A 23,902-nucleotide genomic window follows, 5' to 3' on the forward strand; every position below is an offset into this window, starting at 1 on the left:
CCTCACCCCTACCCCATTTTCTGAATGAGTTGAGAATTAATCCGAAAAATTATAATAAAATAAATGACAACTGAAAATCATAATAAAATCCTTCTTTTTTAGTTTTAACTTTATAAACTTTTTAACTTTTTTTGATGTTTAAAAATCTCCTTGGCACCATTACAACCCGTTTTATAATAGCAGTAATAAATTTTATTATTATATTGTTAACTTCAAGAGAACTCGGTCCTGAAAAATATGGAACAATTAGTTTAATAATACTTGTAATTTCTTTTGTGTTGATATTTGGTGGATTTATTGGTTCTGCCTCGTTGGTTTATATGGCTTCACGATACGACCTTTTCAAGCTTTTTGTAATATCTTACGTATGGACATTTATTTCTTCTGTTCTTGTTACTGCAATACTTTATTTTTTAAATTTAATTCCTTCGGGATTTGCTGTTTCTGTTTTGTTTTTATCGTTGATTAGAACTTTAACCGAAGTGAACCAAACGATATTACTTGGCAAGGAAAAAATTGCAAAGTTCAATTCAATTACTTTAATTCAAACTATTATCACACTTGTTGTAATTATTTATTTGTTTCTGATAATTGGGAAAAAAGAAGTTACTTCTTATATTATTTCAATTTATATAGCTTACATCATAAGTTTTATAATAAGTTTTATTTATATTTTTAAAGATTTAAAATACACCGATTTCAAAGGCATTGACAAAATTGTAAAAGAAGTTTTTAAATTTGGTTTATTTGTTCAAACAAGCAACATTATTCAGCAATTAAATTATAGGTTAAGCTATTATATTGTTGATTCATTTCTCGGAAGGTATGCACTTGGAGTATTTACACTCGGTGTTCAACTTTCAGAAAGTATTTGGATAATAAGTAAAAGTATGGCTACGGTTCTGTATGCAAGAATTTCAAATTCAAGCGATGCAGAATATTCAAAAAATATCACTATACGTTTTGCAAAAATCAGCTTTCTTATATCGCTGTTCTGTATTATTGTTCTGCTGATTATTCCCGAAAACATATTTATTTTAATTTTCAGAAAAGAATTCGGAGGAATGAAAAATGTAATTGCATTTTTAAGCATTGGCATTTTGTCTGTAGCAACATCAACAATGTTTGGTCATTATTATTCAGGAACAGGTAAGCCGCATTTTAATACAATGTGTTCAATAATAGGATTGGTTTTTACACTAACTTTCGGATTTGTTTTAATTCCCGAATTAGGAATAACAGGTGCTGCAATGACTTCCACATTTTCATATTTTGCATCTTTCATGTTTTCCTTGGTAATTTTTATTAATATTACAAAAACAAAATACCGTGAATTGTTTGTTTTAAAAGATGATTTCAAATTAATAATTCAGGAAATAAAAAAATTTAAAAATAAAAATTAATTTATTTTTTACAATTTACAATTAACCATTAACTTACTTGACAATGGAATTTGAAAATAAAGAAAACCGCACAGAAATTGGCTCTTTAGGAGAATTCGGACTTATAAAACATCTGACCGAAAATATTAAAATAAAAAATAAAACTACAATAAAAGGAATTGGTGATGATGCTGCAGTCATTGATTTTAATAAAAAGAAAACATTGGTTTCTACAGATATTCTTGTTGAAGGAATTCATTTTGATTTATCATACACACCGTTGAAACATTTAGGATACAAAACAGCAGTTGTTAATTTTTCGGATATAGCTGCGATGAATGCGAAGCCAAGTCAGCTACTTATCAGCATTGCTCTTTCAAATCGTTTTTCTCTTGAGGCGGTTGAAGAACTTTATTCGGGAATACTTATGGCATGCAAAAAATATAATGTTGATTTAGTTGGTGGCGATACAAGCTCAAGTGAAAGGGGTTTGTTTATTTGTCCTACCGTTATTGGTGAAGCCGATGAAGAACAAATAATATACAGAAACACTGCAAAACCAAACGATTTGATTTGTGTCAGCGGTGATTTAGGTGCAGCATACATGGGATTACAGATTTTGGAAAGAGAAAAGGCGGTATTTAGAGTAAATCCCGAAATGCAGCCCGATTTGGCAGGATATGATTACATTCTGGAACGCCAGTTGAAACCCGAGGCAAGAACAGATATTGTAGATTTACTGAAAGATTTAAAAGTTAAACCTACTTCGATGATTGATGTGTCTGATGGTTTGGCTTCGGAACTGCTTCATATCTGCGCCGGTTCAAATGTCGGTTGCAGTATTTATGAAGAAAAAATTCCGCTCGATGAAAAAACTTTTAACACTGCTATTGAATTTAAAATGGACCCGACGGTTTGTGCATTAAGCGGAGGCGAAGATTATGAATTGCTTTTTACAGTTGACATTTCCGATTTCGAAAAAATAAAAGGAATAAGAGAATTTACAATAATAGGACATATTACGGAAAAAGAAGCGGGAGTAAATCTAATTTCACGAAGTGGTTCTCAAAATCCTATAACTGCTCAGGGGTGGGATTCAATATTGAAGAATAAAAAATAGCCATGAGCTACGAACATTGAGCTATGAGAAGAAATAGAATGTAACAACACTACAAACTTTTTAATTATCCCATTAGTCAATTTGCTTCAACGGCTTTTTTCAATTCAACAAATGAAATATTCCCGAGTGCAATAGGTCTGAGTTGACCCATAATCCAATGTGTTGCCACTTCTTCTTTTGGCGAAATTCTTATTTCGTTGAATTTATTTTTTAAGAAAGGTATCTTGGAAACAATATCTTCTGTTTTTATTTTCTTGAATTTTATTGTTGTTAAAACAGAATCGAAATCCATTTTTGAATGTTCATAAATCACGGGTAGCATTTTTTTTATCAGTTGCAAATCGAGATTATTATTTTTGAGGAATTTAAAAAGTTCATATATCTGGTTTTCGTTGAATTCTCTGCCTCGCTGATAATGTCCTTCAATATATTTGAAATTTTGTCCTAAAAATGTTCCTGTAATTTTCGGACTTATTTTAAGTTCTTCATGTATTTTTTCTATCAAAGGATATAAATTTTTCTTGAAGATATAAGTATAAGTATCTACGGGAACATCCCATTTCCTCAGTTGATTATATCTTTCAATTACATCATTTGGCAAATTTTCATGCAACTTGTTAATATGGCTGTCTTCCAAAGGTATCGGCGCTGTATCGGTATCGGGATACATGCGGTCTGCTCCGGGCAGCACTCTTTCGAAAATTGTGGTTCCGTCAATAAATGATTTTCGGGTTTCATTTGGAATACCTTCTATTGCCAACTTGCATCTTTCTTCAATTGTATCAAGAGCTGTTTTTATATCGGCTTCGGGTCCCCAGAAAATTATCTGTGCGTCATTTTCTCCGCTCTTCAACAATGTTTGTATTTTATCAAGGTCGTCTTTTGCAATACACGATTCGAGCTCTTCGGAATGAGTCATGTTTGGTTTTTCAATGCAAGCTATTACTTTCAGCCGGTCGCTTATTTCGTTTGCAAACATTTTTCCGGGTTGAGTGAAGTGAGAAAGAATTCCTTTGAATTCATAAAGATTAACCGCATAAATTTTATAATTCAATTCGCTTGCAGTTTTCACATAATCGCAAGGAAATGCGAAAAAATGAAGGTCAATTTCTTTTGAAACAATATGCCATTTTTTTGCATCTTTGATTTTTTCGTTCAGGAGATTTTTTACTCTAAGCAAAGCCCATTGCCTGAAACATTCGTTATGTGTCAGTTCGGGAATCCATTTTGTATGTGAAACTCCTTTTATTTCAACCCTTCTACCGCCTCTGCAACTTACGTTTACATCTTGTCTTCCGGCACCTATGCCTGTCCGCACTTTTCCTGTACTTCTGTTCAGAAATCTTATGTAGTCGCATGCTTCTTTTACTTCATCGGGATTAACCATGTCGGGATATGTAACTGTTTCAATCAGAGGCATACCAAGGCGGTCGGTGCGATATATTCTTCTATGACCGATATCAGATACTTCACGGCATGAATCTTCTTCAATACTAAGCTGAATCAATCGTACTTTTTTGTTTTTTAATTCTATTTCTCCTTCAACACCTATAATTGCTGTTCGCTGAAATCCGGTGGGAATGCTTCCGTCGAGATATTGCTTACGTGTAACATGAACTTCACCAACAATATTGAATTTTGAAAGCAAAGATATTTGTATTGAAATATCAAGTGCATCTTTATTTATATGAAACGGTGGTGTATCGTCAACTTCATAAGTACAAGTAGTTTCATTTTTAATCCTGTAAACAATTTCTTTTCTGGTTTTAAATTCCATGAGAGCAGTTCCATCGTATTCACCGAGTTCGCTCAAAGTGGGACGCATGTGCCGTATAACTTCCGCATCGTATTGCTCTGCTTTCTGATAAATTCCGGCAGGACAATTACAGAAAAGTTTTTTATCCGTGAGTAGCTGCTGGTGAACTTCAAGTCCCGACATAAACCCTATATTGGTATATGTTTCCTGTGTTGCTTCCTTTCGACTCACATAACCAATGGCTTTCTTTGATTCATTATAGTTGGAAAGGGCATCAAATTTATTTTTCATCTTCCTGTTCGTGTTTAGTTCTTCTAAAAGGGATACCAAAATTATAAAATTAAATAAGAAATAAAAAAAGTTTTATTAGTGGATTTTAATATTATTCGGAAAACATTGCTTTTTCAATAAGATAAAATATTTTTATTATAATAAAATTTATTAATTTTACTAACAATTTCACTTAAAGGTTTACATTAAACAGCCAATTTGAATATGATAGAGAATGATAATATAAATAAGAGAAATACCGATATCGGAAGTAAAGATAAATTAAAGGAATTAGCTGCAATTAGTCTCACAACTAACATTGTTAAGGAAGCAAAATCAATAAATGAAACACTGCAGCAAATTTGTTCAATTCTGCCCAAGGCATTGCAGTATCCAGAATCTGCCGTTGCCAGAATAAAGTTTGAAGAAAATGAATTCACTACTTCAAACTTCAGGGTTACAAAGTGGAAAATGATGCATGAGTTTGAAACTATAGATGAAAAAACAGGTGCTATCGAGGTTTATTATATAAAAGAATTTCCGGAAATCGAAAATAGTCCTTTTTCAAAAGATGAAACTCAACTTGTCGGCAATATTGCAAAAATAGTTACCGGTTACATAAATAGCATAAGAATAAAAAACACAATTACAAAACCACAATTAAAAAATGATTTGCCAAAACAACGAAGTCAGAGTTCATCAAGTCGTCAGCTATTACAACAATATTTGAACAAAAGCAATCAGGACAGGTATATTTATCATGACCTCATGCCTTTCAAGGTACGTGAAATATTGCTGGTTTCAACAATGTATGATGCATTTATCATTGAAAGCGAAGGAAGATTTTCCGAATATGTTCTCGGTGAATATTATCAGCTTAATCTTACTTCGATACCAAGAATTACAGGTGTTTCAACTGTTGAAGATGCTTTCGAACTTCTTAATTCAAAACATTTCGACCTTGTAATAATAATGATGGGAGTTGATAAAAATACTCCGATTGAACTGAGTAAACTTATAAAAAATGAATATTCATATATTCCTGTACTTCTTCTTCTCAATAATAATAACGACATAGCAATTTTTGAAACTGATAAAAATAAACTTGTAAATATTGACAAGATTTTTATCTGGAACGGAGATACAAAAATATTTTTTGCAATGATTAAGTATATTGAGGATAGGGTAAATGTTGAAAACGATACTGAAAAAGGTTTGGTAAGAGTTATTCTTTTGGTTGAAGATTCGCCAAAGTATTACTCAAGATATTTGCCTTTGCTTTATACTATTGTTCTTGAGCAAACGAAAAGAATAATGAAAGATGTTACAACCGATGAATTATACAAAGTGCTACGCTTACGTGCCCGTCCTAAAATACTTCTTGCTTCTACTTATGAAGAGGCGATAAATATTTTCAACAAATACAAGGACTATATGCTTTGTTTAATATCCGATGTTAAGTTTGAAAGAAAAGGAAAAGTTGACAGTGACGCAGGATTTCATTTGGTTAAACATATAAAATCACAGATTGAAGATTTGCCGACAATAATTCAATCTTCGAATATACAAAATCTGAGCAGAGCCTATGCTCTTAAAGCAAGTTTTATTGATAAAAATTCAGAAAGTTTGCTGCACGACTTTAAAAGTTTTATTATTCATTATCTTGGGTTCGGTGATTTTGTATACAAAGATGAAGACGACAATGAAATAGCCGTGGCGAGAACATTGAAAGAATTCGAATCACACCTGAGTACAATTCCCGCAAGTTCGCTTAATTATCATGCTACAAGAAATCACTTTTCACTATGGCTGATGGCAAGAGGCGAAATTCAAATTGCAAAAATCATACATCCTGCTAAAACCAGCGACTTTAGCTCTCCTGATGAATTAAGAAATTATCTGATTAGTGTTATTGAAATATTCAGAAGTGAACAAAACAGGGGAAAAGTAATAGGCTTCGAAGAATCGGCATTGCAGGATGAAACAAATATAATGAGTCTTGCAAGCGGTTCATTAGGCGGTAAGGGAAGAGGACTCGCATTTATAAACACACTGGTATATAATTTTGATTTTTCTAAAATAATTCCCGACATTAAAATCTGTACACCGAAAACCTCAATTATAGGAACAGATGAATTTTTGCTTTTTCTCGAAAGCAATGACCTGAAAAAAGTATATACTGAAAAAGATCATAACCTGATAAAGGAGTGGTTCTTAAACGGGAAGCTCTCAGAAGCTTTGATGACTAAGCTTGAGAAACTCCTTAATGTAATTAATAATCCGGTTGCAATTCGTTCATCAAGTTTGTTTGAAGATTCTTTAATGCAGCCATTTTCGGGCGTTTTCGATACAATTTTATTACCTAACAGCCATCCCGATATAAGAGTAAGAGTTGAACAAGCTGCTAATGCAATCAAGCTTGTTTATGCTTCAATTTTTTCCGATAACTCTCGTGCATATTTTGAAGCGGTTAATTATAAAATTGAAGAAGAAAAAATGGCTGTCATCATTCAGGAAGTTGTGGGTAATAAATATGAAAATTACTATTACCCTCACATCAGCGGTGTGGCACAGTCGTATAATTTTTACCCTTATGCTCACATGGAGCCGGAAGAAGGATTTGCTGTCATAGGAATCGGACTTGGAAAGTATATTGTTGAAGGCGAAAAAGCATTCAGGTTTTCTCCGAAATATCCAAGCGTGGAAATTAATTCCACAAAAGACCAAATCAAAAATTCACAATTATTGTTTTATGCAGTTGATACAAACAGGTATGATATAAATATAATGAAAGGCGAAGATGCCGGATTAGAAAAATTAGACATTGATGCAGCCGAAAGACACGGCAACCTAAAACATTGCGCATCAGTTTATGATGCTGAAAACGATAGAATAATTCCGGGAGTTGATTCACCGGGACCGCGACTTTTGAATTTTGCCAATATAATGAAATACGATTATATTCCTCTCGCACGAACAATTGATAGTTTGCTTGGCATTATTAAGGAAGCAATGGGAAGCCCTATTGAAATTGAATTTGCAGTTGATTTAACAAAAAATGAAGAAGGACTGGCTTCTTTTTATTTGTTGCAGATTAAACCCCTCTTCAGTAAAGAACATGAATTTAATCTGAATCTCGAGGATATTGATAAAAAACAGATTTTACTTTATTCAGAAAAGGGAATGGGAAACGGAAAAATTGACGAAATATATGATGTTATTTTTATTGATGCAGAAAAGTTTGACAAATCTAAAACAATGGAAATGACAGATGAAATAGAACAACTCAACGCAGAAATGGTTAAACAAAATAAAAAATATATATTGATAGGACCGGGTAGATGGGGTACACGCGATAGATGGATTGGAATTCCTGTTCAATGGACACAGATATCAAATGCAAAAATAATTGTTGAAACAAGTACTGAAGATTTGCCGCTTGATGCTTCACTCGGTTCGCATTTTTTTCACAATATAACTTCATTGAATATCGGTTATTTCTCGGTCAAACATTCATCGCAAACAGAGTTCATCAGATGGGATGTTTTGCATAAACAAAAAGTAATAATGGCTACAAAATTTTTCAAACATGTGAGGTTTAGCAAACCCCTGTCAATTATTATGGATGGTAAAAAAAGAATTTCTTTTATTACGTGGAATTGAAAAAATAGTTAATGGTTAATAGTTAATAGTGAATAAAGATGCTTTCTCTCATAGCTCGATGCTCGTAGCTTTTAGCTAATAACTATCAACTAAACTAACATAAAACAATATATTTAATTTAACATGAATTTAGGAAGAATACTAATTATTGATGATGAAGAAAAAATTCGTTTTCTCCTTCATAGAATTCTTGAATTAGAAAAATTTGAAATTTTTGAAGCTCCTGATGCCAAAACAGCTTTTAAAAAACTCGAACAATCCGATATAGATGTTGTACTTTGTGATGTAAAACTTCCCGACGTTGATGGTGTTGAACTTTCTCATCAGATAAAAATAAAATATCCACTCGTCGAAATTATTATTCTTACCGCTTATGGAAATATTCCCGATAGCGTAAAAGCCATTAAATACGGTGCTTTTGATTATATCACAAAAGGTGATGACAATGATAAAATTATTCCGCTTGTTCATCGTGCTTTGGAAAAGGTGAAGCTTCAAAAGCGTTTGCAACGATTGGAAAAACATATAGAAAAATTTTCGCTTGATGGAATTATTGGCAAATCAAAAAATATTCTCGAAGCTATTGAACTTGCTAAAAAAGTTGCACCAACTGATGCTACGGTTCTTTTACTTGGAGAAACAGGAACCGGAAAAGAATTATTTTCACAGTCAATTCATAATGCAAGCCCCCGAAAAGACAAGCCATTTATTGATGTTAATTGCAGTGCATTCCCAAAAGAGTTGCTTGAATCGGAAGTATTTGGACATAAAAAAGGTGCATTCACCGGAGCCAATTATGATAAAAAAGGGTTATTTGAAGAGGCAGATGAAGGAACATTATTTCTTGATGAAATCGGCGATATGCACATTGATTTGCAGGGAAAATTATTGAGATTCCTCGAAACGCAAACATTTACCAGAGTCGGTGAAACAAAGCCCACTCATGTTAATGTTAGAATTATTTCTGCAACAAATAAAAACTTAGAAAACGAATGTAAAATCGGAAACTTCAGAGAAGACCTTTACTATCGTCTTTCGGTTTTTAAAATCCGAATTCCTTCTTTAACTGAAAGAAAAGAAGATATTGAGCTTTTGGCAAACCATTTCATTGATGTTTACTCAACAAAAATAAAGAAGAATATTAAAGGAATGAACAAAGAGTTTTTTAATAAGCTCATGAATTATAACTGGAAAGGAAATACAAGAGAATTAAAAAATATAATTGAACGCGCAGTAATTTTAGCAGAAAAAAATATTCTGACAATTGATTTGCTTCCTTTTGAAATCTCAGATTCAAATGCCAGTTCATCAATCAATATCGAAAATGCTTCACTTGCCGATATTGAAAAATCATATATCCTGAAAGTTCTTTCTCTCTCGGAAGGAAATAAATCCAAAGCCGCTGAAAAGCTTGGTATAGGGCTAACTACACTGTATAGAAAATTGGAGCAATATCAGATAGAATAAATTTAAGTTAGAAGTCCGAAGACAGAAGTAAAAAGCTTTTAGCTACGAACTTCTATCCACAAGAAAAAAATTATTTTTCACTATTCATTTCTTTCTATTCCAATAAAATTTTCTCAAATTCTAAAACGCCTGTTGGCGAAAGGTTTTGCACTCTTAAAAACGGAATACCGTTTTCTTTTTCTGCATAATATTTTTCACTTTCAGTTGCCTTTGGAGTTGCACCGCTTGAAATACATATTACATAATCGCGTAGTTTTTTCGGCTTCTTTGCTAATACCTTTTTTTAAAGTTCTAATAATTCGGGAACATAATAAAAAGGGTCAAAACGTTTTTCCAATTCGCTTTTTTGAACCAAAAAAACTTTGTCTTTATTCAGTGTTGGCGATATATTGAAACTGCTCATTATTTCTTTGGCTTTTTGGAGTTTAATTTTTTAGCAGTAGTTTCTATTTGCTTTACGAAGTGTTTTTCGGCTTCTGAGAGTTCGTTTTTTGTTAGCTCTTTATATTTTTCATATTCTACATTTGCTTTTTTCAACGCTTGTTGATGGCTTATTGCACCTGCATTTTGCAGAATATTATTACCTGTCATTTTTAAAAAATCGTCTAAACGTTTAATCCAATCTTTCATATACATTGGCGTTCTGTTTAGTGCCTGCAATTCTGCCAACTCTAAATATGCCGTCACCATTCGGTTCAATATGTTCAATTCATTTTCATTCAAATAGTTTTTGGCTATTTCGGTTTCATGTTTTGTGGGCTTGCTTCCTTTAAAATTAGTTAAACCTAAGTTAGGTTTAACAGCATCTATTCGCGAGTATATCACTTCTGCGGCTGTTTGTCCGTGTGCTGCCCAGTGCATTTTGTTTTGTACGGTTTGAAAAAACTGAATGGATATTTCCAAATTCGGATCGTAATCAATACTTGTAGCATAAATATCTAATACTTTTCGCCAAAAAACTTTTTCGGATGAACGAATATCACGAATACGAGATAGTAATTCATCAAAATAATTACCACCACCGGCTTGTTTCAGCAATTCATCGTTCATTGTAAATCCCTTTACAATGTATTCTTTCAGCCTTGTAGTAGCCCATTGGCGAAATTTTGTGCCTTGATGACTTTTTACTCTGTATCCTACCGAAATAATTACATCAAGATTGTAAAATTTTACCGGTCGGTCGGTTCCACTAATGTGCAAAATTTGCACATTGCTTTTTTTGTCTAATTCTCCTTCACCGAAAATATTATTTATATGTTTGGTAATAACACTTCTTTCTTTTTGAAAAAGTTCACTCATTTGATTTTGAGTAAGCCACGCTGTTTCGTTCTCTAAACGAGTTTCTATTTTAGTATTTCCGTCTTCGGTTTGATAAATAACAATATTTGTATTTTTCATCTTTATTTTTCTGTATTATTTATATGAGCAATAAAGTTTGAAAGTTCTTTGCCTTTTTCAATTAAATTCATATTGTCTTTATATTGAATACATGTTTTGTCAAATTTATAAAAATTATGAATATAATATTAAACTTTTTGTTAATAAATCTACTTCGCAGCTTATATCTTAAAAAAAATATTTTCCCTTCCATTCTGAAAAACAATTTTTCATTTCGATAAAGATTATTTATCTCCTTCTTAAATTAAATTCTTCTGCATCCCTTTAAATTCAGGCGATATAAATTTCTGGCATAATATTAGTAAAGAGGTAGTTCAAAATTTAAATTTATGACAACTCTTGAAACTTTATTACTGATTGCTATTGGATTATTTTGTTTTGTTATTTTTTTTAAATCAATAGATTTTTTTGACAAAATTTAAAAAAGGAAATTATGGTCGCATTGTTAATTTTATCAATAGTAGTGTTTGGGTATTTAGTTTATGTATTGCTTAAGCCGGAAAAATTTTAAAATAATTTTTTAAAAAGTATTATGATATGATGAGTGAATATTATGGAATAATTGCAATGTTTGGAGTAGCTATCATACTTGCTGTTCCGCTTGGAAAATATATTTCAAAAGTATATGGAGGAGAAAAGAATTTTATGGATTTTATAAATCCATTTGAGAAATTTATTTTTCGATTTTCAGGTATTGATTTAAAAAAAGAAATGAACTGGAAGCAGCATTTGATAGTGATGCTTACAATTAATATGGTATGGTTTGTTTATGCAATGTTAATGCTCGTTACACAAAAATATCATTTTTGGAATCCTGATAATAATCCTTCTATGACGCCAGATTTAGCGTTTAATACTGCAATAAGTTTTGTTGCTAATTGTAATTTGCAGGATTATTCAGGTGAAACAGGAGCATCTTATTTATCACAAGTAGCTGTATTTACTTTCCTTCAATTTGTTTCTGCAGCAACAGGAATGGCAACAGCAATTGTGGTTTTTACTGCTTTAAAAAATAAAACTACTGATAAACTTGGAAACTTCTATAATTTTTTTGTTAAAAGTATTACACGCATTTTATTACCATTATCGCTGCTAACTGCAATTATTCTGGTATTAAATGGTACACCTCAAACTTTTAAAGGAAAAGATAATATTGTAAATCTTGAAGGGAAAAAGGTTCAGGTTTCACGAGGTCCGGCGGCATCTATGATTGCAATAAAACATGTAGGAACAAACGGAGGCGGATTCTTTGGGGCAAATTCTTCTCATCCTTTTGAAAATCCCAATTATTTAACTAACATGGTTGAAATGATTGCTCAGCTTATAATTCCGCTTGCTTTGATTTTCGGATTAGGTTATTATATAAATAGAAAAAGGTTTGTGTGGCTCATATTTGGTGTAATGACATTCGGATTTTTATGTCTAGTTATTCCTACAATTTACTGGGAAGTTAAGGGGAACCCAGCAATCACACAAATGGGAATTACTCAAACTGTGGGAAATATGGAAGGTAAAGAAGTTCGTTTCGGAGTACCGTCTTCTGGCTATTGGAGCATACTTACAACAGTTATTTCAACGGGCTCTGTGAATTCCATGCACGACAGTTTTACGCCGCTGTCAGGAATGATGCAAATGCTCGCCATGATGATTAATTCTTTTTATGGTGGATGTGGAGTCGGATTTCTTAATTATTATATCTTCATAATTTTAGCTGTTTTTATTTCGGGGTTAATGGTTGGGCGAACTCCTGAATTCCTTGGCAGAAAAATTGAAGCTCGTGAAGTTAAAATTGCAGTTATAGTTACATTGCTCACATCACTTTTAGTTAAGGGCTTTACAGCAATAGCGGCATATATGTACGTAAGTAATCCTGTTTCACATGCCGGATGGTTGAATAATCATTTGTTTCATGGGTTTTCGGAAATGCTATACCAGTTTACTTCATGTTTTGCAAATAACGGTTCCGGCTTTGAAGGATTGGGAGATAACACTAAATTCTGGAATATTACAGGAGGATTAGTGATCATTTTAGGACGTTATTTGCCAATTATAGGACCTGTTGCTATTGCCGGATTGCTTGCTCAAAAGAAATATGTCCCTGAATCAGTCGGCACTTTACAAACTGATACAATTACATTCGGAATAATGACTTTTGCAGTTATTATTATTACTACTGCATTATGTTTTTTACCAGGATTAACATTAGGACCGATTGCGGAATATTTTAGTTTTAAATAAATAATAAATAAATGAAACGAAATAAAATATCATTATTCGATAAAAAGTTTTTGAAAAAATCTTTGTTTCAATCTTTCGTTAAATTAAATCCAAAAACTCTGATTAAGAATCCGGTTATGTTTACCGTAGAAATAGGAACATTTGTAATGCTTATAGTTTCGATTTATATATTGTTTACAGGACATTCTGAACAAGGCAGTTTTGGTTATAATTTTTCTATTACGCTTATTCTGTTTATAACTGTTCTGTTTGCAAATTTTGCTGAAGCCATGGCAGAAGCGAGAGGAAAAGCGCAAGCAGAATCTCTTAGAAAAACAAGAGAAGAAACTGTTGCTAATCTTGTTTTACAAAACGGAAACATTAAAAAAGTAAATTCGTCCGAATTAAAAAAAGGAGATATTTTTATTGTTACCGAAGGGGAAATTGTTCCTACAGACGGCGAGATTATTGAAGGATTAGCATCTATTGATGAATCGGCAATTACCGGAGAATCGGCACCGGTGATACGCGAAGCAGGCGGCGACAAATCAAGCGTAACTGGAGGAACAAAAGTTTTATCAAATGAAATAAAAGTTATTGTTACTACTCAACCCGGCGAATCGTTTCTTGATAAAATGATTGCATTGGTTGAAGGATCAAGCCGCCAGAAAACACCTAACGAAATTGCATTAACAATTTTACTTGCCGGCTTCACAATGATTTTTATTATTGTTTGCGTTACACTGAAACCTTTTGCGGATTATGCTAAAACAACAATTACAATTTCTTCACTTATTTCGCTTTTTGTTTGTTTAATTCCCACAACAATCGGAGGATTATTATCTGCCATTGGAATTGCAGGAATGGACAGAGCTTTACGAGCAAACGTAATAACAAAATCAGGTAAAGCAGTTGAAATTGCCGGTGACATTGATGTGCTGCTTCTTGATAAAACAGGAACCATCACAATAGGTAATCGTAAGGCAACTAACTTTTACCCTGTAACAGGAATGGACGAAAATCATTTCATCGAAAGTTGTGCATTAAGTTCATTTGCCGATGAAACACCCGAAGGGAAGTCAATAGTTGAATTAGCAAAATCAAAAATAAAAATTTATGCACCAGACATACATACTTCAAAGTTTATAAAATTTTCTGCTGAAACCCGCCAGAGCGGAATAAACTTGCAGGATGGAACAAAAATAAGAAAAGGTGCATCTGATGCGATTAGAGATTTTGTGATACGAAATGGAAATAAATTTTCTCATGAAATAGAAATTAAAATTAAAAAAATATCTGAAAATGGCGGAACTCCGTTAGTCGTTTCTGAAAATGATAAAGTTATCGGAACAATCGAATTACAGGATATAATAAAACCAGGCATACAGGAACGTTTCGAACGTTTACGCAAAATGGGAATTAAAACAGTTATGGTAACCGGAGACAATCCGCTTACTGCGCGATATATTGCAGAAAAAGCAGGTGTTGATGATTTTATTGCCGAAGCAAAACCCGAAAATAAATTCGAATACATAATCAAAGAACAATCGGGTGGACGGCTTGTTGCAATGATGGGTGACGGAACTAATGATGCTCCGGCATTAGCTCAGGCAGATGTGGGAGTTGCCATGAACAGCGGAACACAGGCAGCAAAGGAAGCAGGCAATATGGTTGACCTCGACAACGACCCTACAAAACTTATCGAGATTGTTGAAATAGGTAAGCAAATGCTTATAACAAGAGGAACACTCACTACATTTTCTATTGCAAATGATGTAGCTAAATATTTTGCAATTGTTCCTGCTTTATTTATTGTTTCTATACCCGGATTACAGGCATTAAATATAATGCACCTTGTAAGTCCGCAATCGGCAATATTATCGGCAGTGATATTTAATGCTATTATTATTCCTATGCTTATTCCTTTGGCATTAAAGGGAGTTGTTTACAAGCCAATCGGAGCAAGCGCTTTACTTCGCCGCAATCTTTTGATTTACGGACTTGGCGGAATAATTGTTCCTTTTATAGGAATTAAAATAATTGATTTGATTATTAACTTTATTATCTAATATATTATGAAATATCCATGCAAACAAAATAGTTTGCACAAACCGTAAATGATTAAAAATTCAGTGCTATTTTCAACAAAGAAATGCATGGATATTCACGAGCAGGTTGTGCGGTTGGCTTTTGCGGGAGCGAGTAACTAAAAAAGTTTATTAACAAAAACAGCAAATTAACAGCAGAAATTTCAATTACTTACAAAATTTAAACAGATGAAAACACACATTATTCCAGCACTAAAATTAACTCTTGTACTATTATTATTTTTATCTTTTGGATATACTTTAATTGTTTGTGGTATTTCATATTTATCAACCGGAAAAGGAGAAGGGAAAAAGATAATTCAAAATGGTAAAGTATTGGGTTACGAATATATCGGACAACATTTTACAAATGACAAATATTTCTGTGGTCGCCCTTCAGCAAATAATTATGATGCTTCTGTTTCTGGTGGCTCAAATAAAAGCACAACAAACACCGATTACATTAAAACAGTGAAAGCAAGAATAGATACTTTTTTAATACATAATCCGGAAATAAAAAAAAGCGATATTCCTGCAGAATTGGTAACAGCATCGGGAAGCGGTTTAGATCCTGATATTTCGCCTGAAGCTGCTTTCATTCAAATACCGAGAATAGCAAAAGTTAGAAAAATTAGTATAATCAAATTGCAGGAACTTGTGAAAAAAAATACAGAACATCCATTATTCGGAATATTTGGTCCTGAAAAAATAAATGTGCTGAAGCTAAATATAGCTTTGGACATTATTAAGTAAACTTGTTATCACGAGATAAAACTTTTATGCAAAAAAAAGAATTAAAAGATAATAATGTTGAAAGGTTTCTTGAGCTTATAAAGAAGTCAAGAAGAGGCAAATTCAAGTTGTATGTTGGCATGATTGCAGGCGTTGGCAAATCATACCGCATGCTGGAAGAGGCAAGAAGTTTGTTGGAAAACAATGTTGATTGTAAAATTGGTTATATCGAAACTCATGGAAGAAAAGAAACAGAAAAATTATTAGAAGGATTGCCAATTATTCCGCGAAGAAAAATTTTTTACAAAGGAAAAGAATTAGATGAATTGGATACGCAAGCCATTCTTAGTATTCGTCCCGAAATTGTTATAATTGACGAGTTAGCACATTCCAATATTCCGGGTTCGAAAAATGAAAAACGATGGCAGGATGTTAATGAAATTCTCGAAGCAGGAATAAATGTAATAAGTGCGGTGAACATTCAACATATAGAAGGGTTATCAAATGAAATTGAGAAAATAACCGGTATCGAAATAAAAGAGAAAATTCCCGATAGTGTTTTAAGAATGGCCGATGAAATTGTAAATATAGATTTAACAGCCGAAGAATTGATAAATCGCTTAAAGCAAGGTAAAATATACGACCCGAGTAAAATTGAAATTGCATTGAATAATTTTTTCAGAGAAGAAAAAATATTGCAACTGCGTGAACTCGCATTAAGAGAGGTAGCCGGTCAAGTAGAAAGAAAAATAGAAACGGAAGTATTCTCCGATTCAAAGTTAAAACCCGAAAAATTTCTTGCATGTATAAGCACTAATGAAAAAGTTGCACGCAAAATAATAAGCAAAACTTCGCGTATTGCTAATTTTTATGCTGCAAAGTGGTATGTACTTTATGTTCAAACTCCCGGTGAAGCTTTTGATAAAATCGGACTGGCAGAGCAGCGACATTTGCTCGATAATTTAAAACTTGCAACCGAATTGGGAGCAGAAGTAATTAAAATAAAAAACAATAAAATAGGAGATGCAATATTTTCAACAGCAGAAAAAATGCAAATTACTACAATACTGATAGGATTGCCAACTTTCAGTTATATGAAATTCTTTTACGGCAGAATTTTTCTGAATAAATTATTAAAAAAAATATCGGGAACGAAAATGGATTTACTGATAGTTTCTTAAATTATTAAACCTATGTACGTACCTGATTTTAAAATTCATATTCCTTTCCATTTTGAAAAACAAATTTTCATTTTGAAAAAAATCCTGTTTTCGCATTTTATCAAACAGCTGATTTACAAACTCTGCGGGCTCACATTTTTATGGCATGAAAATAGAGCATTGCAGATAAAATTATTGAAATATAAATATGTCTGCTTCAGAAAAAATATTATCAGGTAAAAAACTCAGGAATTTTTTTATAGGCAGAGCACGTGATTTAACTGACAAATCTATTTTTCATAAAATATCGCTTGTAGCTTTTTTTGCATGGATAGGACTTGGCTCGGATGGAATTACTTCATCATGCTACGGACCGGAAGAAGCATACCGAAATTTAATGACTCATACGAGTTTAGCGATATTTGTGGCATTCGCAACTGCATTCACGATTTTTATAGTAAGCACGAGTTACAATCACATCATTAAATTATTTCCGTATGGCGGCGGCGGATATATTGTTGCAAGCAAATTATTATCTCCAACAGTTGGAATGATTTCCGGATGTTCTCTTTTAATTGATTATGTTCTTACAATAACATTATCCATATCAAGCGGGGCAGATGCAATTTTTAGTTTCTTTCCTGCCGAATGGCAGGCATTTAAAATTATTGTAGCGCTTTCAGGTGTAGTTCTGCTTATAATTATGAATCTTCGCGGAGTGAGGGAATCCGTAATGACACTTACTCCTATTTTTATTCTGTTTATTTTATTGCATGTTTTTGTTATTATTTATGTTTTTATCTCAAACGCCGAAAATTTTGGTCATGTTGTTTCAAATACTTCAACAGATATTCATCATACGGTTTCACAAATCGGATTATGGGGAACAATATTTTTAATTTTAAAAGCATACAGTATGGGCGCTGGAACTTTCACGGGAATTGAAGCTGTCAGCAATGGTATTCCTATTCTACGCGAACCGAAAGTTAAAACAGCAAGAAAAACAATGGTGCTTATGGCAACATCTTTAACTTTTATTGTTGTAGGATTAATGATTGCATATTCACTCTATAATTTAAAATTTCAGGAAGGAAAAACTCTGAATGCAGTACTTTTTGAACAAATGACTCTTGGATGGAATAAAAATTTATCTTATTCCTTTGTTTTATTAATACTTGTTTCCGAAGCTGCTTTGTTATTTGTTGCTGCCCAAACAGGTTTTCTTGATGGTCCGAGAATAATGGCAAACATGGCTTATGATTCATGGTTTCCAAAAAGATTTGTTTCCATCAGCGACCGCTTCGTTACTCAGGATGGAATAATGCTCATGGGAATTTCTTCAATTATTTTACTTGTTGTTTCTGGAGGTTCTGTTAGGTTTCTTGTTATTCTTTATAGTATAAATGTATTTATTACTTTTTCATTATCACAATTGGGAATGGTAAAGCATTGGTGGACTTCAAGAAAAGAAGAAAGAGGATGGCTCTATAAAATTATTATAAACGGAATCGGTTTATCGCTTACTTCATTTATTTTAATTACCGTAATTGTGATTAAATTCACCGAAGGCGGCTGGATAACATTATTAATAACAGGCGTTCTTATAATTATTGCTATAACCATTAAGAAACATTATTATTCCACTACTTTAAAAATGCAAAAACTGCAAACAGAATTGATGACAAATTTTAATGAAAGAATTTCAAAACTTGCAAAAGATTATAAAAATGTTTTCACTTCAATAGTAAAAAACACCAAAGCAAAAACCGCAGTAGTACTTGTCAGCGACTACAATTCTACGGGAATAACAACATTGCTAAATGTCATAGAGTCGTTTCATGGATTATATAAAAATTTTATTTTTCTGCAAATAGGTCTTGTAAATGCTCATAATTTCAGAGGAGCCTATGAAGTGGAAAAAATAAAATCGCAGGTAAACGATGACTTGCAAAAATATGTTGATATAGTTAACCGTTTCGGCTATTTCGGAACAAGCTATTGGACAGTAAAAGCCGATGTCATTAAAGCAGTTGATGAACTCGTACCCGAAATACAAAAGGAATTTACCGATTTTACCTTTTTCGGCTCAAAATTGGTTTTTGCTCAAACAAATATTTTATCCAGAATATTACACAATCATACTATTAATGCAGTTCAAAGAAAATTGCATAAAAAAAATATAAATTCCGTAATTTTTCCAATTAACTTAGAAAACTAAAATTTCAGCAAAATGAAAATGAGTATTAAAACAAAATTGTATCTGGGCTTCGGGTTTCTATTCTTGCTAATAGTTCTGTTGTGGACTTCAAGTTTTTTCTATCTCTACAGGTTAACCAATTATTCTGATGCTATGCTTAAAGATAATTACAAATCTTTAGTTTCTACAAAATTAATGGCACAAACTCTCGACGAAATTAAAATTTTGCAAACAGAATATTTTTATTCAAAAAATAATGTTTTTGATGAAAAATTATATGAAAAAAACATTAAATATTTTTGGGGAAATCTAACTGATGAAGAAAAAAATGTTACCGAAAAAGGAGAGAAAGAACACGCAGCAGAATTAAGAAAAAATTTTAAGAATTATATAAAAGCATTTGAGAAAGCAAAATCAGAAAAGGTATTAAATAAAGATATTTATCTTAATGAACTTATTCCCGGCTATAATAATGTGAATTCATTAATAATGGATATTTCCGATTTAAACATGAATGCAATTATTAAAAAAAATAATGAATTAAAAGCAACATCTCATAGAGCTTTCCTTTATATATCCATTTTGGGAACACTTTGCTTTTTAATATCGTTTTCTTTTTGCCTTAACTTTCCCCGAAATATTGCAAACCCAGTGAAAAATCTTACAAATGGAATAAGAGAGATTGCAAGAAAAAATTATGAACAGCATTTATACATTGATTCAAAAGATGAATTCGGCGAAATGGCAGATGCATTCAATACTATGGCAAAAAAATTAAGTGAATACGAACACAGTAATGTTTCACAGTTATTATTCGAAAAGAAAAGAATAGAAGCTATTATCAGTAAAATGAGAGATGCCATAATCGGTTTAAATGAAAAAAAAGAAATTATATTTTCAAATCCGTTAGCTTGCGAATTGCTGAATGTAAAAGCAAAAAATATAATTGGCAAATCCGCCTCCGAGGCAGCATATAAAAATGATTTACTTCAGAATATATTTCATAACCTGTTTGACAACTCTTATAAAAAAAATGGAAAAGAATCAAAAACATTAAAAATATTTGCTGATGGGAAAGAATCTTTCTTTACGAAAGATATTCTGGAAATTATCACTACCAAAACCGGAGAAGAAAAAAATGTTCTTGTAGGATATGTAATTATTTTAAAAAATATTACAAAATTTCAGGAACTTGATGAAGCAAAAACAAAATTCATTTCAACAGTTTCGCATGAATTCAAAACACCTATTTCATCTATTAAAATGAGCTTGAAACTGCTCGAAGACGAACGTATAGGTACAATTAATGATGAACAGAAACATCTTATTCAAAGCATAAAAGATGAAAGTGACCGGTTATTGAATATTACCGGTGAATTACTAAACATATCGCAAGTTGAAACAGGAAATTTGCAGCTTAATATTCTGAATGTAGAGCCAAATCAGATTATTGACTATGCTTTTGATGCTGTAAAAATTCAGGCAGAACAAAAAATGATAAGCATAAATGTAATTAAAGAAGGAAATTTGCCACAAATAAAAGCTGACCCTGAAAAAACCGCATGGGTGCTGATAAATATGTTATCCAATGCAATCCGACATTCTTCGGAAAAAAGTAAGATTATTGTAGATGTAAGAAGAAATGAAAATAAAATTGAATTTTCCGTAAAAGATTTCAGTGAAGGAATTGAGGCAAAATATTTGGGTAAAATTTTTACCCGATATTTTCAAATTCCGGGTGGCGATAAATCCGGTTCAGGTCTCGGTCTTGCTATTTGTAAAGAATTTATCGAAGCTCAGGGTGGAAATATTTGGGCGGAAAGTGAAGTCGGTAAAGGAAGTAAATTTTATTTTAATTTGAATGTGTAAAATTTGATGTTGTTGAATCTTATATTAAATCCTGCAAGAGTTCCGAGCTCTTGCAGGGTTTTTATATCTTTTTATTTATCTGAAGTCAGAAATATTTGTAAATTGAAACTTTTTATTGATTTGTGAAAAATATTTTTATTATTCTGTTTTTATCAATATTTTATTAAATATTTTCACGGAAGTAATAACAGAATAAAAATATGTTCCACTTATTAATTTTGAACCATTAAAATCAAAATAATTTTCTCCTGTAATAATTGATTTAGTTTCAGAATAAACTAATTGACCAAAAGAAGAATAAACATTAAGAACAGCCTTATCACTTTTACTTGCAACAATGCCAATTTGAGTGAAATTATGATATGGATTGGGCTTACTTTCAATTAGTTTTGTTTCAACAATTCCGGTATTATTTGAAATATCAGTAGCAGTAGCAGCATCTACAATTAACGGAATACGATAAGCTCTGGCATTTTTTTGTGTATACGGAATAAATATAATATTCACATTAACGTCAGCATAAATACTAATAGTATCTATTCCTGCCATTGTGGGAGTGCCTTTAATAGTTCCACATTGCCAAGTAAGTTTATCCCATTTATCAAATGTGCTGCCACCGTTATTGTCAACAACAGTCCAAATGTTTCCTGTAAGATAATTGGTTATTTTTGTGAACTGTGCCCAATTAATACTATATTTTGTTCCTCCATATTTTACATGAGCCGGAACTCCATATGTAACAGATAGTTCATAATAAACACCCACAGTAGCGTGTGGTGGCCAAAAAGGAATCCTAACTCCGGTATCAGGAACGGTAGTGTACCCGGTGTGGTCTGGAGTACAAAGTTGAGCATTAACAATTAACGAAAAACTCGTAAATAAAACAAAAAGAAATGCTTTAAATAAAGAAAACAATTTTTTCATTTTAAGTAAAATCATTAATAAAAAATCAGGTAAAAATAATAAAAATTATTTAAGAATAAATTAGGTTTGATTCTTTTGTTATTAAGAAGCTTCTCAAAAGTCACCTTGAACTTATTTTCATTGCAAATTACATTTATAAATCTCTATTAACTTTTCCGATTCTTTTTCCCACGACAAATTCTCTCTGATTTTTAAAGCATTTTGTTTTAAAGTTTCATAATTTTCGAGGCAATTATGTATTGCTTTAATTAAATCATTTTTTTTATCACCTCTGTAAAAAACAGCATTATTAAATTCATTTCCTAATCTCACAAATTCAGGTTGACTTGTGCAAACAATTGGTAAACCTGCTAAACAGTATTCAAAAAAACGATTTGGAAGCGAGTGCCAGTGTGATTTCCATTTCGGCTGCCATGTATGAACTAATCCAATATCTGCATTTGATATCAATTTACCTATTTCCTGTGATGATATATAATCGTGAAAAAAAACTTTATCACTAAGATTTAAACTTTCAATTCTATTTTTTAATTTTTTATGCTTTGGTGTACTGCCAATAAAAAGCAAGTAAATATTTTCACTTTCACGAGCAGCATCAATAAGCATTTTAACTCTTTTTTCACCAAAATAAAGATTTCCCGAACTGACAATTACTTTTTTATCAAATGAGATATTGAATTTTTTATGAAAATATTTTTCGCTACTCAAAGCAAACAACGACGGAATGTTTCTTAATACTAAAGGTGCATCAGGCAAATCAAAATGTTTGCGCATTTCTTCTGCAATTCCCTGACTTATTGTAATTATTTTATCGGCATATTTAATTGATTTTTTTTCTTGTTCGAAATAATATTTCCAAATAAACCAACCTTTAACTTTTCCTTTTAATGTTGGTATTTCTTTGTAAAATGGAAAACCGGCAAGATATTCATGCGAGTCGTAAATTAATTTAATATCATTTTTTTTCTTTTTTATTTCAGCACCAAGTAATAACATTTTGTAATCATGGCAATGTAGAATAGAAAAATCTTTCTTCACGATTTCATCAACAAATTTTTCTTTAAAAAAATTATATTCCTTTGAAAGTGGTCTGTGAATACTTTTATCAATTTCTCTGAAAATTTTTATATTATTGCGAACTTCGTAATTTAGCAAATCATCAAATTTTTCTGCATAAACTTCAACATCATATCCGTTTTCAAAAAGTGAAATAGCTTCTCTTTCAACCCTTGCATCGGATTTAAAATTATTGTCGAGAAGCATTATTACTTTTTTCATAAAAAATTTGGAATGTGAAATGATTTACAAATTTAAATAAAAATAAATTAGCCACAGATTAAACTTAAACCACAAAAAAGATAATTTTATAATGCATGTCTAATTTGATTACACAAATTATCCGTTTTAGGACTATCTTTTTATTAATAGGCAAAACTCTTAAAAAATAAACTGTAAACTCCTTAAATTTTCATGAGTATTTCAAAAAAATATTGATTTTTATTTTTTATTTATGTCGGTTTTCTAAATTTGTGAAATGAATGACCCCGAGGCAGAGCCTCGAGGTATCAGTGCAATTTACATACGTCTTTCTAAACATCAAACAGTTTTAATTGCCCACGATATAATTGTTTATATTCCTTTCCCTTTCCTTGTTCTCGCA

15 protein-coding genes are annotated in these 23,902 nt (G+C 31.8%); 11 read left to right on the forward strand and 4 right to left on the reverse strand.

Going from position 1 to position 23,902, the window contains the following annotated elements; translation table 11 throughout:
* Positions 1-134: 134 nt before the first annotated feature.
* Together WC223_08660 and thiL are read left to right on the forward strand one after the other, a co-directional pair.
* Positions 135-1,403 carry a polysaccharide biosynthesis C-terminal domain-containing protein gene (locus WC223_08660; protein ID MFA6924310.1) on the forward strand — a complete coding sequence of 423 codons (1,269 nt, stop codon included), beginning with the start codon at positions 135-137 and terminating at the stop codon, positions 1,401-1,403.
* Between the two features lie 43 nt (positions 1,404-1,446).
* Positions 1,447-2,502 (forward strand): thiamine-phosphate kinase, encoded by a 1,056-nt coding sequence (thiL, locus tag WC223_08665; protein ID MFA6924311.1) that lies wholly within the window; start codon positions 1,447-1,449, stop codon positions 2,500-2,502.
* A gap of 76 nt (positions 2,503-2,578) precedes the next feature.
* Here thiL and gatE read toward each other — a convergent pair whose 3' ends face one another.
* Complete coding sequence (gatE, locus tag WC223_08670) at positions 2,579-4,549, reverse strand: Glu-tRNA(Gln) amidotransferase subunit GatE (GenBank protein ID MFA6924312.1); 1,971 nt, start codon at positions 4,547-4,549, stop codon at positions 2,579-2,581.
* 204 nt (positions 4,550-4,753) lie between these two features.
* Here gatE and WC223_08675 point away from each other — a divergent pair, with 204 nt between their 5' ends.
* A complete protein-coding gene (locus WC223_08675) occupies positions 4,754-8,191 on the forward strand; it encodes a PEP/pyruvate-binding domain-containing protein (protein MFA6924313.1) in 3,438 nt (1,145 codons plus the stop codon).
* Positions 8,192-8,314: 123 nt separating this feature from the next.
* Positions 8,315-9,658, forward strand: a complete 1,344-nt coding sequence (locus WC223_08680; protein ID MFA6924314.1) for a sigma-54 dependent transcriptional regulator — start codon at positions 8,315-8,317, stop codon at positions 9,656-9,658.
* Between the two features lie 402 nt (positions 9,659-10,060).
* On the opposite strand, the gene WC223_08685 is transcribed toward WC223_08680, so the two are convergent.
* Positions 10,061-11,056 (reverse strand): virulence RhuM family protein, encoded by a 996-nt coding sequence (locus WC223_08685; GenBank protein MFA6924315.1) that lies wholly within the window; start codon positions 11,054-11,056, stop codon positions 10,061-10,063.
* Positions 11,057-11,489: 433 nt separating this feature from the next.
* Here WC223_08685 and kdpF point away from each other — a divergent pair, with 433 nt between their 5' ends.
* From kdpF to WC223_08720, 7 genes are all read left to right on the forward strand, one after another.
* A complete protein-coding gene (gene kdpF / locus WC223_08690) occupies positions 11,490-11,567 on the forward strand; it encodes a K(+)-transporting ATPase subunit F (protein MFA6924316.1) in 78 nt (25 codons plus the stop codon).
* A 26-nt stretch (positions 11,568-11,593) separates the two neighbouring features.
* Entirely contained in the window at positions 11,594-13,294 is a 1,701-nt protein-coding gene (gene kdpA, locus WC223_08695; protein ID MFA6924317.1) for a potassium-transporting ATPase subunit KdpA, read from the forward strand.
* Between the two features lie 11 nt (positions 13,295-13,305).
* Entirely contained in the window at positions 13,306-15,342 is a 2,037-nt protein-coding gene (gene kdpB / locus WC223_08700; GenBank protein ID MFA6924318.1) for a potassium-transporting ATPase subunit KdpB, read from the forward strand.
* A gap of 207 nt (positions 15,343-15,549) precedes the next feature.
* Entirely contained in the window at positions 15,550-16,113 is a 564-nt protein-coding gene (kdpC, locus tag WC223_08705; GenBank protein ID MFA6924319.1) for a potassium-transporting ATPase subunit KdpC, read from the forward strand.
* A 26-nt stretch (positions 16,114-16,139) separates the two neighbouring features.
* Positions 16,140-17,273, forward strand: a complete 1,134-nt coding sequence (locus WC223_08710; GenBank protein MFA6924320.1) for a sensor protein KdpD — start codon at positions 16,140-16,142, stop codon at positions 17,271-17,273.
* A gap of 187 nt (positions 17,274-17,460) precedes the next feature.
* Entirely contained in the window at positions 17,461-19,470 is a 2,010-nt protein-coding gene (locus tag WC223_08715; GenBank protein MFA6924321.1) for an amino acid permease, read from the forward strand.
* A gap of 12 nt (positions 19,471-19,482) precedes the next feature.
* On the forward strand, positions 19,483-21,318 hold the full coding sequence (locus tag WC223_08720) for an ATP-binding protein (GenBank protein MFA6924322.1): 1,836 nt from the start codon (positions 19,483-19,485) through the stop codon (positions 21,316-21,318).
* A gap of 138 nt (positions 21,319-21,456) precedes the next feature.
* Here WC223_08720 and WC223_08725 read toward each other — a convergent pair whose 3' ends face one another.
* Together WC223_08725 and WC223_08730 are read right to left on the reverse strand one after the other, a co-directional pair.
* A complete protein-coding gene (locus tag WC223_08725) occupies positions 21,457-22,242 on the reverse strand; it encodes a T9SS type A sorting domain-containing protein (protein MFA6924323.1) in 786 nt (261 codons plus the stop codon).
* A 117-nt stretch (positions 22,243-22,359) separates the two neighbouring features.
* Positions 22,360-23,520, reverse strand: a complete 1,161-nt coding sequence (locus tag WC223_08730) for a glycosyltransferase family 4 protein (GenBank protein ID MFA6924324.1) — start codon at positions 23,518-23,520, stop codon at positions 22,360-22,362.
* Positions 23,521-23,902 lie beyond the last annotated feature (382 nt).

This window comes from Bacteroidales bacterium, from assembly GCA_041671145.1.
Taxonomy (GTDB): Bacteria; Bacteroidota; Bacteroidia; order Bacteroidales; family JAHJDW01; genus JAQUPB01.

Bases quoted from the DNA above. Each gene is read 5' to 3' on its own strand.
- WC223_08725 (MFA6924323.1), bottom strand. From the start codon at position 22,242: ATGAAAAAATTGTTTTCTTTATTTAAAGCATTTCTTTTTGTTTTATTT.
- thiL (MFA6924311.1), top strand. From the start codon at position 1,447: ATGGAATTTGAAAATAAAGAAAACCGCACAGAAATTGGCTCTTTAGGA.
- WC223_08730 (MFA6924324.1), bottom strand. From the start codon at position 23,520: ATGAAAAAAGTAATAATGCTTCTCGACAATAATTTTAAATCCGATGCA.
- gatE (MFA6924312.1), bottom strand. From the start codon at position 4,549: ATGAAAAATAAATTTGATGCCCTTTCCAACTATAATGAATCAAAGAAA.
- WC223_08680 (MFA6924314.1), top strand. From the start codon at position 8,315: ATGAATTTAGGAAGAATACTAATTATTGATGATGAAGAAAAAATTCGT.
- kdpC (MFA6924319.1), top strand. From the start codon at position 15,550: ATGAAAACACACATTATTCCAGCACTAAAATTAACTCTTGTACTATTA.
- WC223_08685 (MFA6924315.1), bottom strand. From the start codon at position 11,056: ATGAAAAATACAAATATTGTTATTTATCAAACCGAAGACGGAAATACT.
- WC223_08720 (MFA6924322.1), top strand. From the start codon at position 19,483: ATGAAAATGAGTATTAAAACAAAATTGTATCTGGGCTTCGGGTTTCTA.
- WC223_08660 (MFA6924310.1), top strand. From the start codon at position 135: ATGTTTAAAAATCTCCTTGGCACCATTACAACCCGTTTTATAATAGCA.
- WC223_08710 (MFA6924320.1), top strand. From the start codon at position 16,140: ATGCAAAAAAAAGAATTAAAAGATAATAATGTTGAAAGGTTTCTTGAG.
- kdpF (MFA6924316.1), top strand. From the start codon at position 11,490: ATGGTCGCATTGTTAATTTTATCAATAGTAGTGTTTGGGTATTTAGTT.
- kdpB (MFA6924318.1), top strand. From the start codon at position 13,306: ATGAAACGAAATAAAATATCATTATTCGATAAAAAGTTTTTGAAAAAA.
- WC223_08715 (MFA6924321.1), top strand. From the start codon at position 17,461: ATGTCTGCTTCAGAAAAAATATTATCAGGTAAAAAACTCAGGAATTTT.
- WC223_08675 (MFA6924313.1), top strand. From the start codon at position 4,754: ATGATAGAGAATGATAATATAAATAAGAGAAATACCGATATCGGAAGT.
- kdpA (MFA6924317.1), top strand. From the start codon at position 11,594: ATGATGAGTGAATATTATGGAATAATTGCAATGTTTGGAGTAGCTATC.